The sequence below is a fragment of the Catellatospora sp. IY07-71 genome, assembly GCF_018326265.1.
Classification (GTDB): domain Bacteria; phylum Actinomycetota; class Actinomycetes; order Mycobacteriales; family Micromonosporaceae; genus Catellatospora.
Window position 1 is genome coordinate 2,196,999 of record NZ_AP023360.1, and the last position, 15,934, is coordinate 2,212,932.

At 71.5% G+C, this 15,934-nt stretch carries 15 protein-coding genes and 1 tRNA gene; 10 read left to right on the plus strand and 6 right to left on the minus strand.

The annotated features are described in order from the left end of the window. Positions 1-67: 67 nt before the first annotated feature. A complete protein-coding gene (locus CS0771_RS10010) occupies positions 68-316 on the plus strand; it encodes a hypothetical protein (RefSeq protein ID WP_203742973.1) in 249 nt (82 codons plus the stop codon). Positions 317-338: 22 nt separating this feature from the next. Here the strand turns inward: CS0771_RS10010 and CS0771_RS10015 are convergent, their stop codons facing one another. Then, positions 339-599, minus strand: coding sequence for a mycoredoxin (locus tag CS0771_RS10015; protein ID WP_203742971.1), 261 nt, complete (start codon positions 597-599; stop codon positions 339-341). Between the two features lie 84 nt (positions 600-683). Here CS0771_RS10015 and CS0771_RS10020 point away from each other — a divergent pair, with 84 nt between their 5' ends. The 3 genes from CS0771_RS10020 to CS0771_RS10030 all read left to right on the plus strand — a co-directional run bounded on the left by CS0771_RS10020 (position 684) and on the right by CS0771_RS10030 (position 3,826). Beyond that, positions 684-2,858 carry an ATP-dependent DNA helicase UvrD2 gene (locus tag CS0771_RS10020; RefSeq protein ID WP_244870714.1) on the plus strand — a complete coding sequence of 725 codons (2,175 nt, stop codon included), beginning with the start codon at positions 684-686 and terminating at the stop codon, positions 2,856-2,858. A 132-nt stretch (positions 2,859-2,990) separates the two neighbouring features. Then, entirely contained in the window at positions 2,991-3,344 is a 354-nt protein-coding gene (locus CS0771_RS10025) for a hypothetical protein (protein WP_212840734.1), read from the plus strand. Between the two features lie 122 nt (positions 3,345-3,466). Then, entirely contained in the window at positions 3,467-3,826 is a 360-nt protein-coding gene (locus CS0771_RS10030) for a WhiB family transcriptional regulator (protein ID WP_212840735.1), read from the plus strand. 377 nt (positions 3,827-4,203) lie between these two features. On the opposite strand, the gene CS0771_RS10035 is transcribed toward CS0771_RS10030, so the two are convergent. The 3 genes from CS0771_RS10035 to CS0771_RS10045 all read right to left on the minus strand — a co-directional run bounded on the left by CS0771_RS10035 (position 4,204) and on the right by CS0771_RS10045 (position 6,920). Beyond that, positions 4,204-5,535 carry an AarF/ABC1/UbiB kinase family protein gene (locus CS0771_RS10035; protein ID WP_212840736.1) on the minus strand — a complete coding sequence of 444 codons (1,332 nt, stop codon included), beginning with the start codon at positions 5,533-5,535 and terminating at the stop codon, positions 4,204-4,206. A gap of 71 nt (positions 5,536-5,606) precedes the next feature. Next, positions 5,607-6,590 carry a hypothetical protein gene (locus CS0771_RS10040; protein ID WP_212840737.1) on the minus strand — a complete coding sequence of 328 codons (984 nt, stop codon included), beginning with the start codon at positions 6,588-6,590 and terminating at the stop codon, positions 5,607-5,609. A gap of 174 nt (positions 6,591-6,764) precedes the next feature. Further along, complete coding sequence (locus CS0771_RS10045; RefSeq protein ID WP_166381884.1) at positions 6,765-6,920, minus strand: DUF5679 domain-containing protein; 156 nt, start codon at positions 6,918-6,920, stop codon at positions 6,765-6,767. 362 nt (positions 6,921-7,282) lie between these two features. Here CS0771_RS10045 and CS0771_RS10050 point away from each other — a divergent pair, with 362 nt between their 5' ends. Further along, the gene (locus tag CS0771_RS10050) at positions 7,283-7,807 is read left to right on the plus strand and encodes a M48 family metallopeptidase (protein ID WP_212840738.1); all 525 of its coding nucleotides are present in this window, start codon (positions 7,283-7,285) and stop codon (positions 7,805-7,807) included. Between the two features lie 51 nt (positions 7,808-7,858). On the opposite strand, the gene CS0771_RS10055 is transcribed toward CS0771_RS10050, so the two are convergent. Continuing rightward, positions 7,859-9,139 carry a zinc-dependent metalloprotease gene (locus CS0771_RS10055; RefSeq protein ID WP_212840739.1) on the minus strand — a complete coding sequence of 427 codons (1,281 nt, stop codon included), beginning with the start codon at positions 9,137-9,139 and terminating at the stop codon, positions 7,859-7,861. A gap of 108 nt (positions 9,140-9,247) precedes the next feature. Between CS0771_RS10055 and CS0771_RS10060 the strand changes: the two genes are divergently transcribed. The 5 genes from CS0771_RS10060 (at position 9,248) to CS0771_RS10080 (ending at position 14,388) form a co-directional block, all read left to right on the plus strand. Continuing rightward, positions 9,248-10,327 (plus strand): PDZ domain-containing protein, encoded by a 1,080-nt coding sequence (locus tag CS0771_RS10060; RefSeq protein WP_212840740.1) that lies wholly within the window; start codon positions 9,248-9,250, stop codon positions 10,325-10,327. Positions 10,328-10,428: 101 nt separating this feature from the next. Continuing rightward, positions 10,429-13,323: a UPF0182 family protein gene (locus CS0771_RS10065; RefSeq protein ID WP_212840741.1), complete on the plus strand. Its 2,895-nt coding sequence runs from the start codon at positions 10,429-10,431 to the stop codon at positions 13,321-13,323. Between the two features lie 86 nt (positions 13,324-13,409). Beyond that, positions 13,410-13,483 (plus strand) — tRNA-Met (locus CS0771_RS10070). A 109-nt stretch (positions 13,484-13,592) separates the two neighbouring features. After that, positions 13,593-13,964, plus strand: a complete 372-nt coding sequence (locus CS0771_RS10075) for a helix-turn-helix transcriptional regulator (protein WP_203743307.1) — start codon at positions 13,593-13,595, stop codon at positions 13,962-13,964. A 16-nt stretch (positions 13,965-13,980) separates the two neighbouring features. After that, positions 13,981-14,388 (plus strand): VOC family protein, encoded by a 408-nt coding sequence (locus CS0771_RS10080; protein WP_203742953.1) that lies wholly within the window; start codon positions 13,981-13,983, stop codon positions 14,386-14,388. Positions 14,389-14,430: 42 nt separating this feature from the next. Here the strand turns inward: CS0771_RS10080 and CS0771_RS10085 are convergent, their stop codons facing one another. Continuing rightward, entirely contained in the window at positions 14,431-15,921 is a 1,491-nt protein-coding gene (locus CS0771_RS10085; RefSeq protein WP_212840742.1) for a cellulose binding domain-containing protein, read from the minus strand. Between the last annotated feature and the right edge of the window lie 13 nt (positions 15,922-15,934).

The following is a 15,934-nucleotide window of genomic DNA, read 5'->3' on the forward strand; positions in this document are numbered from 1 at the left end:
GAATGTGGAACTTCCACCCATGGACCCACATTCGACCTCCGCCCGGCAGGCAGTGACGGAGCAGCGCATGCGGTACCTGATCGTTCGCACCGAGGTACGACCCTTCGCACCCGAGGAAGTGGTCGCGTCGTTCCTCGACGAATCGCCGCTGCGCGATGAAACCAGCAGCCCCGAGCAGCGACGACAGGTCGCCGAGGCGGACACCCTCGACGCCGCGCTCCAGCTCGCCCGCGCCCTGGCCTCCGTGGGCGCCGTGCGCTCCGGCCGCCAGCGCGTCAAGGTCGTCCGCCTCGACGCGCCCCGCTGGCCGAGCTGAGCCCGGCCCGCGGGGCAGGCGCTCAGGCGGGCTCGGCGGCGGTGTCCGCGATCGCCGCCAGGCGCTCCTTGACCTGGATGATGCTGGGGTTGGTGAGGGCGGAGCCGTCGGCGAAGCGGACCGTCGGGACGGTCTGGTTGCCGCCGTTCACGCTCATCACGAAGTCGGCCGCGTTCGGGTCCTGCTCGATGTCGATCACGGTGTAGTCGATGCCCTCCCGGTCGAGCTGAGAGCGCAGCCGGTGGCAGTAACCACACCACGTGGTCGAGTACATGGTCAGCATGGACGATCCTCGGGTCGGGGGAGCGGGGGCTCCGGGGGACTCTACGCAACTCAACATCCACAACACCTGGGATGATTCCTTGTTGTGACCCGATTCGCCGACGCCGACACGGCCGCGCAGGTGCTCGCCGGCCTGGACGAGGAGCAGCGGGCGGCGGTCGTCGCGCCCGCCGGCCCGGTCTGCATCCTGGCCGGCGCGGGCACCGGCAAGACCCGGGCGATCACCAGCCGGATCGCGCACCGCGTGGTCACCGGGCAGGTCCAGCCGAAGCACGTGCTCGCGGTCACGTTCACCGCGCGGGCCGCGGCGCAGCTGCGGGAGCGGCTGATCGGGCTGGGCGCGCACGGCGTACAGGCCCGCACCTTCCACGCCGCCGCCCTGCGCCAGCTGCGCTACTTCGCGCCGCGGCTGCTGCGCGGCCGGGACATGCCGCCGCTGGAGGAGAGCAAGGCGAAGCTGGTCACCCTGGCCACGGCGCGCGCCGGGGTGCGGGTCGACCGCACCGGCACCCGCGACCTCGCCGCCGAGATCGAGTGGGCCAAGGCCTGCCTGGTCGAGCCGAACGAGTACGTCGTCGCGGCGGCCAAGGCGGGCCGGGAGACCCCGCTCGACGCGGCCCAGGTCGCCGCCGTCTACACCGCCTACGAGCAGGTCAAGCGGCAGCAAAGCGTGATCGATTTCGAGGACCTGCTGCGCGCCATGTGCTGGGGCATCGAGGAGCATCCCGACGTCGCCGAGCAGGTCCGCGCGCAGTACCGGCACTTCGTCGTCGACGAGTACCAGGACGTGAACCCGCTGCAGCAGCGGCTGCTGGAGGCATGGCTGGGCGGCCGGCGCGACCTCACCGTGGTCGGCGACGCGGCGCAAACCATCTACTCGTTCACCGGGGCGACCTCGGCCTACCTGGTGGACTTCCCGCGGACCCACCGCGACGCCACCGTGGTCCGGCTGGTCCGCGACTACCGGTCCACGCCGCAGGTGGTGGGCCTGGCCAACGCCGTCATCCGGCAGGCGAAGGGCAGCGAGGCCCGGCTGCGGCTGGACCTGGTCGGCCAGCGCCCGGCCGGGCCGGAGCCGGACGCCCGGGTCTTCGCCGACGAGCACACCGAGGCGACCGCGGTGGCCCGCCGCTGCGCCGAGCTGATCGCCGCGGGCACTCCCGCGGCCGGGATCGCCGTGCTGTTCCGGGCCAACGCCCAGTCGGAGACGTACGAGGAGGCGCTGGCCGAGGCCGGGGTGCCGTACGTGCTGCGCGGCGGCGAGCGCTTCTTCGAGCGGGCCGAGATCCGCCGGGCGATGGTGACCCTGCGCGGCGCGTCGCGCACCGACGACGGCCTGGACGACCTGCCCGGCACGGTCAGCGCCGTGCTGACAGGGCTGGGCTGGCAGCCCGAACGCCAGCCGGCCGGCGGTGCGGCGCGCGAGCAGTGGGAGGCGCTGGCCGCGCTGGTGCGGCTGGCCGCCGAGTTCCGCCCGGAGCCGGGCGGCGAGGACGGGCTGGCCGGGTTCAACGCCGAGCTGGCCCGGCGCGCTCAGGCGCAGCACGCCCCGGCCGTGGACGGGGTCACCCTGGCCAGCCTGCACTCGGCCAAGGGCCTGGAGTGGGACGCGGTGTTCCTGGTCGGGCTCGCCGAGGGCACCCTGCCCACGGCGTACGCCCGCAGCCCCGAGGCGCTGGAGGAGGAGCGGCGCCTGCTGTACGTCGGGGTCACCCGCGCCCGGCGCCTGCTCTGGCTGAGCTACGGCGAGGCCCGCTCGCCGGGCGGGCGGCCCCGGCGCCCGTGCCGCTTCCTCCAGGGCGTGCTGTCCGGTTTCGGTGGGCACAGCACCGCGCCGCGCGCCGAGCGGGCGGAGCGGCCGGCCCAGCGCCTGCCCCGCAAGACGGTGATCGTGAGCTGCCGGGTGTGCGGGGCGACCCTGTTCGGCGGGGCGGAACGCAAGCTCGGCCGGTGCGCCGGGTGTCCGTCCTCGCTGGACGAGGAGCTGCTGGAACGGCTGACCGACTGGCGGGCGCGGGCCGCGAAGGCGGAGAGCGTGCCGGCGTACGTCGTCTTCACCGATGCGACGCTGACCGCGCTGGCCGAACGTCAGCCTTCCGACAACGCGGGCCTGGTCCAGATCGCGGGCATCGGCCCGCGCAAACTGGAGAAGTACGGCCAGGCTGTGCTGGCCCTGCTCAACGGCGCGGCGCCCGATGATCTGCTGCCCGCGGAACCCGGCTCAGAAGATCTTCAAAAAGATTTGGCAACAGAGCCGTAAAACCGTTTGCGCGCTCCCGCCCGGGAGGAATAACCTTCGGTCACACCTTCAAGAGCGCGCATCAGTGCTGCTCCTGAGCGGTGATTCACGTTCTGTTCGATTCTAGGGTGCGTTGGAGAGGAGGCGAGTCCCATGGAGATCACGTTCATGACCCCGAACGCTGTGTCGCCGTCGCTCGCCGCTGCCTGCGCGCCGTCGGTCACCGTCTCGCCGAGGAACCGTGCCGTCATCGGTGGCCACGCCACCCGTGGCTTCGCGGCCCCGGCCGTCGCCGGCCTGCTGCCGGTGGCCCAGCTGCCCGCCCTGCGACAGCTGGCCTGGACCCCGATCGAGATCAAGGCGGCCGCCCCGGCGGGCGCCATGACCCTGAAGAGCACCACCCCCAGCACCACCAGCACCACCCTGGCCTACCGGGTCCAGGAGTCCACGGGCGTCAAGCTCGATGGATTCGGCGGTGTTCCACCTCGAGGTAAACCAAAGGTCTGACCAGACCACCGGCTCACCTCGAGGCCGCGGAACCCGTACACCGGGATCCGCGGCCTTAGTTATTTCCACCCCCCATGGAAAGCCGATCCACGAGATCGCGATGAAAGGAAGGTGACCGGAAGATGAGTCTGGCGTTGGCCCCAGCCCTCGACTTCAGCGTCGAGCTGGGTGCGGAGCTGCCCTGCCGGAAGTTCGACCCGGACCTCTGGTTCTCCGACGCTCCTGCGGAGCTTGAGCTGGCGAAGTCGCTCTGCGGCGAGTGCCCGCTCAAGGTCGAGTGCCTCTCCGGGGCGCTGGAGCGCGAGGAGCCCTGGGGCGTCTGGGGCGGCGAGATCTTCGAGCGTGGTGCGGTCGTGGCGCGCAAGCGTCCGCGTGGCCGTCCGCGTAAGGACGACCTCGCTCGCGAGGCGGCCCTGGTGGCCGAGACCGAGGCGCGCGTCGCCGCGGTCACCGCTCGCGAGGCGGTCCGGCTCGCTGCCTGAGCAGCAACTCCGCAACACCCAATCCAGCCGCCTGCCGGCTACGCAACTACTCGAGAAACGGAACGAAGAAATGAGAAGCGAGATGAGCGACATCTATATGATCCACGAAGTCATGAGCCGGGCCCGAATGCTTGAGCCTCAGACCATCCCCTCTGAGGCTTCCCGTTCCGCCCGTCAGATCATGGTCCGTGCGCGTAAGCGCGCTCGTGATCTGTCGCAGCGCTAAGCAAGTGATGACCGAAGCTCCCGCCGGGCTGTTCAGCCGGGCGGGAGCTTCGCTCGTATAAGGGCGCTTGATCGCGACTTCGTGTCCAAACCTGCGGCTCAGCCCCACATTCCGACACCAAGCCGCGATCATGGCGCAGCAAGGGCAGGGCTCACTCCGGGTCGGCGAAGCCGGGGAGCCAGCGCTCCAGGATGGCCCGGTACTGCGCCTTGGCCTCCAGCTGGCAGAGCACGCCGATGGAGCCCAGCGTCACCCGGTGGATCATCAGGTACGACGGGGGCAGGTTGAGCTGCCGCCCGAGCTGGTACGCGGGGCTGCGCGGGCTCGCCAGCCGGGCCGCCTCCTCGCGCAGCCAGGCCCGGCTGAACCGGAACTCCTCGTCGGCCAGCGGATCCAGCATCGGGCGCACGTAGTCGAGCACCGCCTGCGCGTCGATGTCGGAGTCCTTGCGCAGGAAACCCTCGCCGCGCAGCCCGGCCAGCACCTCGTCGGCCCGGCCCGCCAGCGCCAGCCGGGTGATCCGGCCGACCGGCTCGGGCAGCCCCTGCGGCAGCCGGGCCACGGCCCCGAAGTCGATCACGGCGAGCCGCCCGTCGGGCAGCAGCCGGTAGTTGCCGGGGTGCGGGTCGGCGTGCAGCAGCCCGGCCCGCTCCGGCGCGGAGAAGTGCAGCGTGGCCATCAGCGCCCCGGCCCGGTCGCGCTGCGCCACGGTGCCCGAGCCGATGATCTTCGAGAGCGGGATGCCCTCCACCCACTCGGTGACGATGACCCGGGGCGCCGCGGCCATCACCCGGGGCACCAGGAAGTCCTCGTCACCGGCGTACGCCTCGGCGAACGCGCGCTGGCTGGCCGCCTCCAGCTGGTAGTCCAGCTCCTCCACGACGCGCTCGCGCAGCTCGGTCACCAGCGGCTTCACGTCCAGGCCGGGCTGGATCACCTTGAACAGGCCCGCCAGCCGGGACAGCTGGGTCAGGTCCGCGATGAGCGCGTCCCCCGCCCCGGGGTACTGCACCTTCACCGCGACCGGGACGCCCGCCCGCTTGCGCGGCAGCTTCCACTCGGCCCGGTGCACCTGGCCGATGCTGGCGGCCGCGGCCGGGGCGTCGTCGAACTCGCGGAACAGGGCCCGCCAGTCCGCGCCCAGCTGCTCGGCCAGCACCTTGTGCACGGTCGCCGCGGGCAGCGGCGGGGCCGCCTCCTGCAGCTTGGTCAGCGCCTCCCGGTACGGCTCGGCCAGCGCGTCCGGCAGCGCCGCCTCGAACACGCTCAGCGCCTGGCCGAGCTTCATCGCGCCGCCCTTGAGCTGGCCGAGCACGCTGAACAGCTGCTCGGCCGTGCGCTCCTGGATCTCCGCCGAGATCACGTCGGAGGCCAGCCCGGTGACCCGCTTGCCGAAGCCGAGCACGGTGCGCCCGGCGAAACCCAGGGGCAGCGAGGCCAGCTTGGCGGTACGGGACACGGCGCGGCGCGGGATGTCGGTCACCGTGCCATTGTGGCCGACTCGCCGCGTTTCGGCCGCTCCTGAGCGGTGAAGACCGTGTGGAGATGTCGAGGTCACCGGCGCCGGGTGCAGTCGCACGCGGGATGCGGCGTCCAGGTGCGCCGCCGCCAGGGGCGTACCCCGTTGATCTCCACGGTGGTGCCGACGGTGGTCGGCTCGGCGCCGTCGAGGTAGGCCAGCACCTCGGCCGCGGCGAAACCGGCCGCGGTGAGCCGGGTCGCCGCGGCGCACGGATCCCGGCCCGGCCCGGCGGCGAGCTGGGCGGCGAGCGCGGGCCAGTCCGGGTCGCGGTCGGTGCGGTGCAGGTCCAGGCAGCGCAGGCAGGGCCCGCCGGAGGCGGGCACCAGCGGCCCGACCACCGCGATCCCGTCGCGTACGGCGAGCGCCAGGTGCGGCACCCGGCGGCGCGTGCCGCGGCTGGACACCGCGTACCCGACCTGCACCCGGAAGGTGGCGTCGGTGGCCCGCAGCGTGCCCGGGGGCCGGTCGGCCGGGGCGGGCGCCTCCGGCCGGCCGGCGGCCACCGCCGCCGACTCGCCCGCGGCGGCCACCACGCCGACCTTGCCCACCCCGGCGTCCGACAGCGTCGTGGCGACCAGCCGGGCGAGCGGTCCGGTGCCCGCCACGATCACCCGCGCCCGGGCACGGCGCTGCAGCACGCGGGCGGGGGTGCCCGCCGTCTCGGCCTGGCGCAGCGCCAGCGCGGCGGCCTCGTCGCCCAGCCGTTCCCGCCGGGACGCGGGCAGCGCGGCGGGCATCAGCGCCTGCGCGGGCACCACCAGACCGCGCTCGGCGAGGGCGGCCAGCACCGCGAACACGTCGTCGGGACGCATGCCCAGGCGGCTCATCTCGGCCAGCAGCGCGCGCTCCGTCCGGGACCCGTCGAGCAGCTCCAGCAGCCGGGCGGCGGAGCGGTGCGGCAGTTCGAGCACGACCGCGTACTCGGGGTCGGTGCCCAGCTGGACGGTGAGCGGGTCGCGCCACATCGGGCGCAGGCCCGGCAGCAGCGCCGGGCGGGTCATCGGCGGGCGGTTCACAGCCGGTCACGGTGCCAGCCGCGACCCCGGCCGATCCCGTTTTCCACAGGCTGTTCCCTGTGATCATCAGGTTTTCCACAGGCCTGACCTGCGTTGTCCACAGATCTTGGGGAAAACTGTCGGGTAGACGACAGGGGCCCGCGGTTACCGCGGGCTCCTGTCTGCCGTTGTTCCTCAGGCCTTGCCGAGAATGCGGTTCACGGTCGTGCCGCAGACGGGGCAGGGCCCCTTGGCCATCCGCATGCCAGTCTTGGAGATCTCCACCTTGCCGGTGAAATCACGCTTTTCCTTGCACTTCACGCAGTAGCCGTTGTACTTCTCTTCGGCCACGATTCCTCCTCATGATCCACGGTGACTCGTCCGGCGCTCGCGCTGTGACGGTGGAAGTCTGCCTGCCCTGATCGATCAGATAAGTCAGGTTACGCGGGACACGCCGGAGTCATCACGCTTGTAGAAAATGAGGCATTTTCTGGAAGTCGCCTGTGCATTGAGCAATGTCCCCTTATGCGGACTGGTCAGGGCCGTACCAGCCGGAAGAATTTTCTTGGCGAATTCGGCAAATCCCAGCAATTCTGGCGATGATCACAAGATTGACCCTTGCGGAACCCTGGCATCGGGCCGCTAGCGTCCATGCCGTGAGCAACACCCCCCTGGTCGCCCCCGGGTGCCCCCTGGCCTGCGCCGGTCACTAGATGGCCGCCGCACGCAAACCCGTGGTTGAGGTCCGGCGCAGCGAGCGCCGGCGGCGGACGGTGTCCGCCTACCGGGAGGGCGAGCGGGTCGTGGTGCTCATCCCCAGCCAGTTCTCCCGCGCGGAGGAGAGCGAGTGGGTCGGCAAGATGCTCGCCCGGCTCGCCGCCCGCGACCTGCGCAGCCAGCGCAGCGACGCCGACCTGGCGGTGCGGGCCCGGCAGCTGGCCGGCCGCTACCTGACCGAGTTCGGCGCGATCGCGGTGCCCGCCAGCGTGCGCTGGGTGTCCAATCAGCACGGCCGCTGGGGCTCCTGCACGCCCGCCGACCGCACCATCCGGCTGTCCGAGCGGGTCCGCGACATGCCGTCCTGGGTCAGCGACTACGTGCTGCTACACGAACTGGTGCACCTGATCGTGCCCAGCCACAACGCCCGGTTCTGGGAGCTGGTCGGCCGCTACCCCCGCACCGAGCGCGCCCGCGGCTACCTCGAAGGCATCGCCGCCGCCGACGCCCGCGCGGAGTAAACGGCGGCCTGCCACCTCGGGTGAGAGGTGACAGGCCGATGTCGGCGACGGTCAGGGCTGCTTGGGGCCGTCCTGCGGGGTGGGGCCCTCCTCGGTGGGCGGGAGGTCGAGGTCGTCCAGGGCGCTGAGGTCGAAGACGGCGCTGTCGGCGCCGCCGGCGTAGCCGACGGGATCGGCGAACGCCTCCTCGTCGGGCAGCAGGTCGGGGTGGGCCCAGAGGGCGTCCCGGCCGTCCACGCCCCGGTGCTCGGTGAGCGCGGCCCACAGCGCGGCGGCCTCGCGCAGCCGCCGGGGCCGCAGCTCCAGGCCGACCAGCGCGGCGAACGTCTGCTCGGCCGGCCCGCCCGCGGCGCGGCGGCGGCGGAACGTCTCGGACAGGCGCACCACGTTGGGCAGGCGACCCTCGGCGGCGCCCTCGACGACGTTGGTCACCCAGCCCTCGACCAGGGCGAGCGCCGTCTCCAGGCGGCGCAGGGCGGCCTGCTGCTGCGGGCTGTCGTCGGGGGTGAAGATGCCTTCGAGCTGGAGCTCGCTCATCGACTCGGGGTCGGCGGGGTTGACCCGGGACAGCGCCTCCTCGATGGCCTCCCGGTCGACCCGGATGCCGTTGGCGTACGTCTCGACGGCGGTGAGCACGTGCCCGCGCAGCCACGGCACGTGGCCGAAGAGGCGCTGGTGGGCGGTCTCCCGCAGGGAGACGAACAGGCGCAGCTCGCCGGGGTCGAGTTCGAGGCCGGCGCCGTACGCCTTGATGTTGGCGGGCACCAGCGCCGCGGTGCCCCGGGGGCCGAGCGGCAGGCCGATGTCGCCGGCCGACAGCACCTCGACGGCGAGCTTTGCCAGCGCGGCGCCGAACTGGCCGCCGAACAGGGCGCCGCCCAGGCTGCTGATCATCGAGGCCATCGGGCCGAGCTGGGCGCGGGCCTCCGGCGGGACCAGATCGCCCATGGCGGCGACCATGCGCTCGGCGACGGGGTCGGCGAGCTTGCGCCACACGTCCAGCGTGTTGAAGATCCACTCGTTGCGGTTCCAGGCGGCGGTGGTGACCAGGCCGCTGGGCAGCGCGGTGGCGGGGTTGAGCCACAGGTCGGCCAGCCGCAGCGCCTCGTCCACCTCGGCGCGGTCGGCGGCGGACACGGCGGGATCGCCCTCGCTGTTGAGCGAGGTGGTGGCGACCTGGCGGGCCAGGTCCCAGTTGACGGGGCCGCCGCCGGACTGGGACATGGCCATGAGCTGCTGCAACCCGGCGAGGAACTGCTGCATCTGCTGCGGGTCGTTGGGATCTGGCGGTTGGCCGCCCGGAAGGGCGAACCCGAACGGGGTGTCAGGCACGCTCTCCACCGTACGCGCACTTGAGTCCAACTGACTCATAGCGGGGGCAGGATCGGGGACGAGTCAGGGTCCGGCGGGTCGGGCAGGGGCCCGGCTAGGCTGGCCGCCATGAGACGTCGCGGGTTGACTGTGGTGCTGGGCGCCGCCTTTGCCGTGCTGCTGCTGCTGGGCATCGGCCAGGTGCGGGTGCCGTACGTCGTGGAGAGCGCCGGCCCCACCGTGGACACGCTGACCGCCGTCGACGAGAACGGCGAGCTGTGCGACCCGGCCGCGAAGGACGCGGCGAAGGGCTGCCACGAGGTCATCTCGGTCACCGGCGACGGCGGCCCCGCGGTCTCGAAGTCCGACGGGCAGCTGCGCCTGGTCACGGTCAACGTGCAGTCGTCGACCGATCTGCTGTCGGTGATCCGCGGCTGGTGGTCCGACGAGGAGGCGGTCGTGCCGTACGAGCTGCTCTACCCGCCGGACCAGACCCGCGAGGAGATCGACCAGCAGGGCCAGGAGGCGTTCCAGAACTCGCAGACCAGCGCGGAGACCGCGGCGCTGCGCGAGCTGGGCTACCCGGTGCGGGTGACCGTGAGCAAGGTGGTCGAGGGCGGCCCGTCCGACGGGAAGCTGAAGGTGAACGACGTCATCGACACGGTCGACGGCACCGCGGTCACCTCGAACGGCAAGCTGCTGGAGCTGATCCAGGCCAAGCCGGCCGGCACCGCGCTGAAGCTCGGCGTGACCCGCGACGGCGCGCCGGCCACCGTGGAGGTCACCACGAAGGCCGCCTCGGACACCGACAGCACCCCGCGGGTCGGCATCGAGGTGGACACCAAGCAGCCGCACCCGTTCACGCTGAACATCAAGCTGGACGACATCGCCGGGCCGAGCGCGGGCCTGATGTTCGCGCTGGGCATCATCGACAAGCTGACGCCGGAGGACCTCACCGGCGGCAAGGTCATCGCGGGCACCGGCACCATCGACGACGAGGGCAACGTCGGCCCGATCGGCGGCATCCCGCAGAAGCTGTACGGCGCCAGGGACGCGGGCGCGAAGTGGTTCCTCACCCCGGTCGACAACTGCGCAGAGGCCAAGGCGAACGCGCTGCCGGACCTGCCCCTGGTGAAGGTCGCCACGCTGGACGACGCGCTGGCCGCGCTGAAGACCATCAACGCGGGCGGTACGCCGCCTTCCTGTTAAGAAGCTGAGAACGCCCCGGTGGGAGGCCTTCCTCCCTGCCGCGCTCTTGCACGGCAACGTAGGCTTCCACCGTGGTCAACCGATCAAGTCAACTGCCGCACATGAGCCGGCGCGGTCGCGCGTGGCTCATCGTGCTGACCGGCCTGCTGATCTTCTTCGCCGTCCTGGGCTGGGTGGTGGAGGCCTGGACCGAGTGGCTCTGGTTCGACGAACTGGGCGCGACCCAGGTCTTCTCCGGGCAGCTCGGCACCCGGATAGGGCTGTTCGCGGTGTTCGGCCTGATCATCGGGGCGTTCATCTTCGGCAACCTCTACCTGGCGTACCGGCTGCGCCCGTTCCTGCCGCCCACCGGGGTGGAGCAGCAGGCCCTGGAGCGTTACCGCTATGTGCTGGGGCCGCACCTGATCCGCTGGTTCGCGCTGGCCTCGGGCGCGGTGGCCTTCTTCGCCGGCCTGGCCGCGCAGGGCCACTGGCAGCAGTGGCTGCTGTTCGAGCACGCCAAGCCGTTCGGCCAGAAGGACCCGCAGTTCGGCATCGACGTGGGCTTCTACGTGTTCAAGCTGCCGTTCTGGCAGTACCTGCTCAACACCGGCTTCACGGTGACCGTGCTGGCGCTGATCGGCGCGCTGGGCGTGCACTACCTCTACGGCGGGGTGCGGCTGTCCGGCCCCGGCGACCGGATGACCACCGGCGCCCGTGCCCACCTGACCGGGCTGGTCGCGCTGTTCGTCAGCCTCAAGGCGGTCGCGTACGTGCTGGACCGCCGGGCGCTGCTGCTGGACACCATCGCCGGCACCGACCTGACCGGCGCCGGGTACACCGACATCCAGGCGCTGCTGCCGGCCAAGGAGATGCTCACCTACATCTCGGTGATCGTCGTGATCGCGATCCTGGTCTTCTCGAACGCGGTGATGCGCAACCTGGTGTGGCCGGGCGTGGCGCTGGGCCTGCTGGCCATCTCGGCGGTCGCCATCGGCGGCATCTACCCGTGGGGCGTGCAGACGTTCCAGGTCGACCCGAGCCGCAACGTGAAGGAAGCGCAGTACATCGACCGCACCATCGCGGCGACCCGCGCGGCGTACGGCCTGGACACGGCCAAGAACACGCCCTACGCGTCGGACACGGTGGTGCCGCCGGCCGCGCTCGCGCAGGACAAGACGATCGTGCCGAACATCCGCCTGCTCGACCCGTCCGTGGTCGCCGACAGCTACACGCAGCTGTCGCAGGTGCGCAGCTTCTACCAGTTCGGCGACAAGCTGGACATCGACCGGTACACCATCGACGGCAAGACCGCCGACTACGTGGTGGGCCTGCGCGAGATCGAGTACGGCAAGCTGACCTCGGCGCAGAGCAACTGGATCAACAAGCACACGGTCTACACGCACGGCTACGGCCTGGTCGCGGCGCCCGCCAACACCACCGTCTGCGCCGGGCAGCCGTACTTCGTCTCCGGCTTCTTCACCGGCCAGGCGCAGGGCAGCGAGCAGGGCTGCTCGTCGGCGACCGACAAGCTGCCGGTCGAGCAGCCGCGCATCTACTACGGCGAGCGGATGGGCGAGGAGTACGCCATCGTCGGCAAGCCGGACGGCGGGCAGAGCGCCGAGTACGACCGGCCCACCGGTGAGGCGAGCGACGCTCGCTACACCTACACCGGCCAGGGCGGCGTGGAGATCGGCTCGACCTGGCGCCGGCTGCTCTATGCGATCAAGTACGCGGAGTCGAACTTCCTGCTCGCCGACGCGGTCAACGACAACTCGAAGATCCTCTACGAGCGTGACCCGCGCACCCGCGTGCAGAAGGTGGCCCCGTTCCTGACGCTGGACGGCGACCCCTACCCGGCCGCCGTGAACGGGCGCATCGTGTGGATCGTCGACGGTTACACCACCAGCGCGAACTTCCCGTACGCGCAGCGGGTGGACCTGCAGGACGCGACCAGCGACTCGCTGACCGGCGACGGCACCTTCCGGCTCGCCCGGCAGGAGATCAACTACATCCGCAACTCGGTCAAGGCGACGGTCGACGCGTACGACGGCACGGTCACCCTCTACCAGTTCGACGAGACCGACCCGATCCTGCGGGCGTGGAACGACGCCTTCGGCGGCGACCTGGTCAAGCCGAAGGCGGAGATCCCGGCGGAGCTGGCCAGCCACTTCCGCTACCCCGCGGACATGTTCAAGGTGCAGCGCGACCTGCTCACCCGGTTCCACGTCAACAACGCCAACGACTTCTTCAACGCGCCGGACTTCTGGGCCGTGCCGAACGACCCCGCGGGTCGCGCGGACGCCAAGCAGCCGCCGTACTACCTGCTCACCCAGCTGCCCGGGCAGACCGAGCCGCGCTTCCAGCTGACCGCCGCGGTGACCCCGCGGGAGAAGCAGAACCTGGCCGCGCTGATCTCCGGGTCGTACGTCGACGGCAAACCGCACCTGGAGGTGCTGGAGCTGAACAAGGACGGCCGGATCCCCGGACCCGGCCAGGCACAGCAGCTCATGGAGAACTTCGACGCGGCACGCACCCAGCTCAACATCTGGGGCACCAACGTGGTCAAGGGCAACCTGCTGTCCCTGCCGTACGGCGGCGGCATGCTCTACGTCGAGCCGATCTACCTGAAGTCCAGCAACGAGAACCCGTACCCGCTGATGAAGAAGGTGCTGGTCAGCTACGGCGACAAGATCGCCTTCGAGGACACGTTGCAGCAGGGCATCCAGAAGCTGGTCGCGGGCACCACGGGCACGCCGCCGGTGGCCACGCCGGAGCAGCCGCCGCCGCCGACCACCGGGTCGCCCACCCTGGCCGCCGCCGCGGCCAAGGTGAAACAGGCCATCGCCGACCTGCGCGCGGCCCAGCAGTCGGGCAACTTCGAGGCGTACGGCAAGGCGCTGGCGGCGCTGGAGGCGGCGATCAAGGAGTTCGAGGCGGCCGGCGGCAACCAGCCGCAGACCCCGGCGAGCCCGGCACCGCCCACGCCGACGCCGACACCGGCCACGACGGGCTGATCGAGCACGGGGTGAGCGCTGAGACGGCGCTCACCCCGTGTCGATTTGCGGCAGGTGCGATCAACGCGCTAGTGTTTAGGAACCGACGCGGGGTGGAGCAGCTCGGTAGCTCGCTGGGCTCATAACCCAGAGGTCGCAGGTTCAAATCCTGTCCCCGCTACGAACAGAAGACCCGGTTCCCCTGGAGCCGGGTCTTCTTCTTTCTCCAGCTGGGGGTGACCGCTGTGACGAGGGAGGACCTGATCCGGCTGCGCCGGGCGCGCGACCGGATGGACCGCGACTACGCCCAGCCGCTGGACGTGCCCGCGCTGGCCCGCACCGCGCTCATGTCGCCCGGCCACTTCTCGCGCAGCTTCCGGGCCGCCTTCGGCGAGACGCCGTACAGCTACCTGATGACCCGCCGGATCGAGCGGGCCAAGGCGCTGCTGCGCCGCGGCGACCTCAGCGTGACCGACGTGTGCATGGCGGTCGGGTTCACCTCGCTCGGCTCGTTCAGCAGCAGGTTCACCGAGCTGGTGGGGCAGAGCCCGAGCGCGTACCGGGCCCGGGACGACCACGCCTGGCTGGCCGGGGTCCCGGCCTGCGTCGCCAAGATTTTCACCCGACCCGTCAGGAACGGAGAAGCCACGACGGGCGCCTGACCGTAGCGTGAGCTGCATGGATCTGAAAATCGCGCACAGCTTCCTGTTCACCGACGACCACGACGAGGCGCTGGCCTTCTACCGCGACGCGCTGGGCCTGGAGGTCCGCACCGACGTCGGCGGCGGCAAGATGCGCTGGATCACCCTCGGCTCCCCGGAGCAGCCCGAGGTGAGCATCGTGCTGACCCCGGCCGCCAGCCCGGCCGCCTCGGCCGAGGACAACGCGGCCATCGCCGAGCTGATGGCCAAGGGTGTGCTCGGCGGCATCGTGCTCACCACCGACGACGTGGACGCGGTCTTCGAGCGGGTCGCCGCGACCGGCGCCGAGGTGCTGCAGGAGCCGATCGACCAGCCGTACGGGGTGCGCGACTGCGCGTTCCGCGACCCGTCCGGCAACATGTGCCGCATCAACCAGCCCAAGTGACGTGCCGGCCGGGGCTCCCGCGTGGAGCCCCGGCCGCGCTGCTCAGGGCGTGACGGCGATGTTGGTCAGGCCGACCGTGGCGCTGGTGACCGTGTTCGAGGCGTACACCACGTTCAGGTTGCCGGCGCACTTCGAGGTCGAGGTGATCCGGATGGCGTACTGGCCGACGCCGCCCAGGTTCGAGCTGTTGCCGCGCCACACGTTGCCGCACCCGTTCAGGAAGGCCGGGGTCGTCGTGGGGTTGTGCGTCTCGTAGCCGTTGACGAACGTGCCGGGCGAGGCGAACGTGCCGGTGTTGTTCTCGATGACGTAGCCGATGCCCTTGACGTCGATCCAGGAGTCGGCCGAGTTCTGCCCGGAGATGCCGCGCCCGTCGAAGGTGTTGCCGCGTATGACGCCGCTGAACGTGCCCTCCTTGACGTCGATGTGCTCGGCGGCGACGTACGGGCCGATCCGGTTGTTCAGCACCTGCACCCGGTCGGAGCGGTCCACCCCGCCGGAGTTGCCGTGGCAGGCCCAGTTGGACCCGGCCGAGCCGAGGTAGACGCCCTCGCCGTAACCGGGCTGCACCAGGCCCGTGTACTCGATGACCGAGTCGCGGATCACCCCGTCGGCCGAGGACCGGCGGAAGTGCACGCCCTCGTCCTCGGTGTGGTGCACGTACACGTTGCTGATGGTGACGTGGTGCGAGTTGTCGAGCACGATGCCCTTCTTCGACTCGGCCACCGTGAACCCGTCGAGCTTCCAGTAGGGCGCGTTGAACAGCCACAGGCCGTAGCCGGAATCCCAGCCCGCGGTGGGCTGCGGGCAGGACGGCGCGGTGCCGCTCGGGCCGTCGTTGATCAGCACCGCGGAGCGCGGCCCGGTCAGGGTGATCGGCAGACTCGCGGTGCCGGGCCGGGTGGTGGTGAACGCGCCGCGGTAGGTGCCCGTGGCGAGCCGGATCACGGCGCCCGGGACCGCGCTGTTCAGGGCACTGGTCAGCTGCGCGGCGGTGGCCACGTCGACCACCGGCCCGTTCGGCGGGGGAGTGGACGTGGGCGAGGCTGACGGGGACGCCGAGGGCGAGGCCGGTGCCGAGGGGGAGGCGGACGGCCCGGCGGTGCGGGACGGGGAGGCCGAGGGCGCGGGGCCGCCGCCGCACGCGCCGCCGTTGACCGTGCAGTTGAGCGGCAGGCCCAGCCCGGCGGCGTTGAAGCCGAAGGTCTGCGAGGCGCCGGGGTTGACGGTGCCGTTCCAGCTCACGTTGACGAACCGGTAGCGCTGGCCGGTCTGGGTGCGGGTGGCACTCCACGAGGAGCTGACCGTGGTGCCCGCGGGCAGGTCGAACTCGACGGTCCAGCCGGTGGCGGCCGCGTCGCCGCTGTTGGTGATGGTGACGTCGGCGCCGTACCCGCTGCTCCACGTGCTGACCTGGGTGACCGTGACGGTGAGCACCGGTCCGGCCGCGTGCGCGGGGGTGAGCAGGTAGGGCACGGCGGCGCCCAGCAGGGCGGCGGCCAGCGTGACGGCGGCGGCGCGCAAGGGTCGCATCGACTGGCTCCTT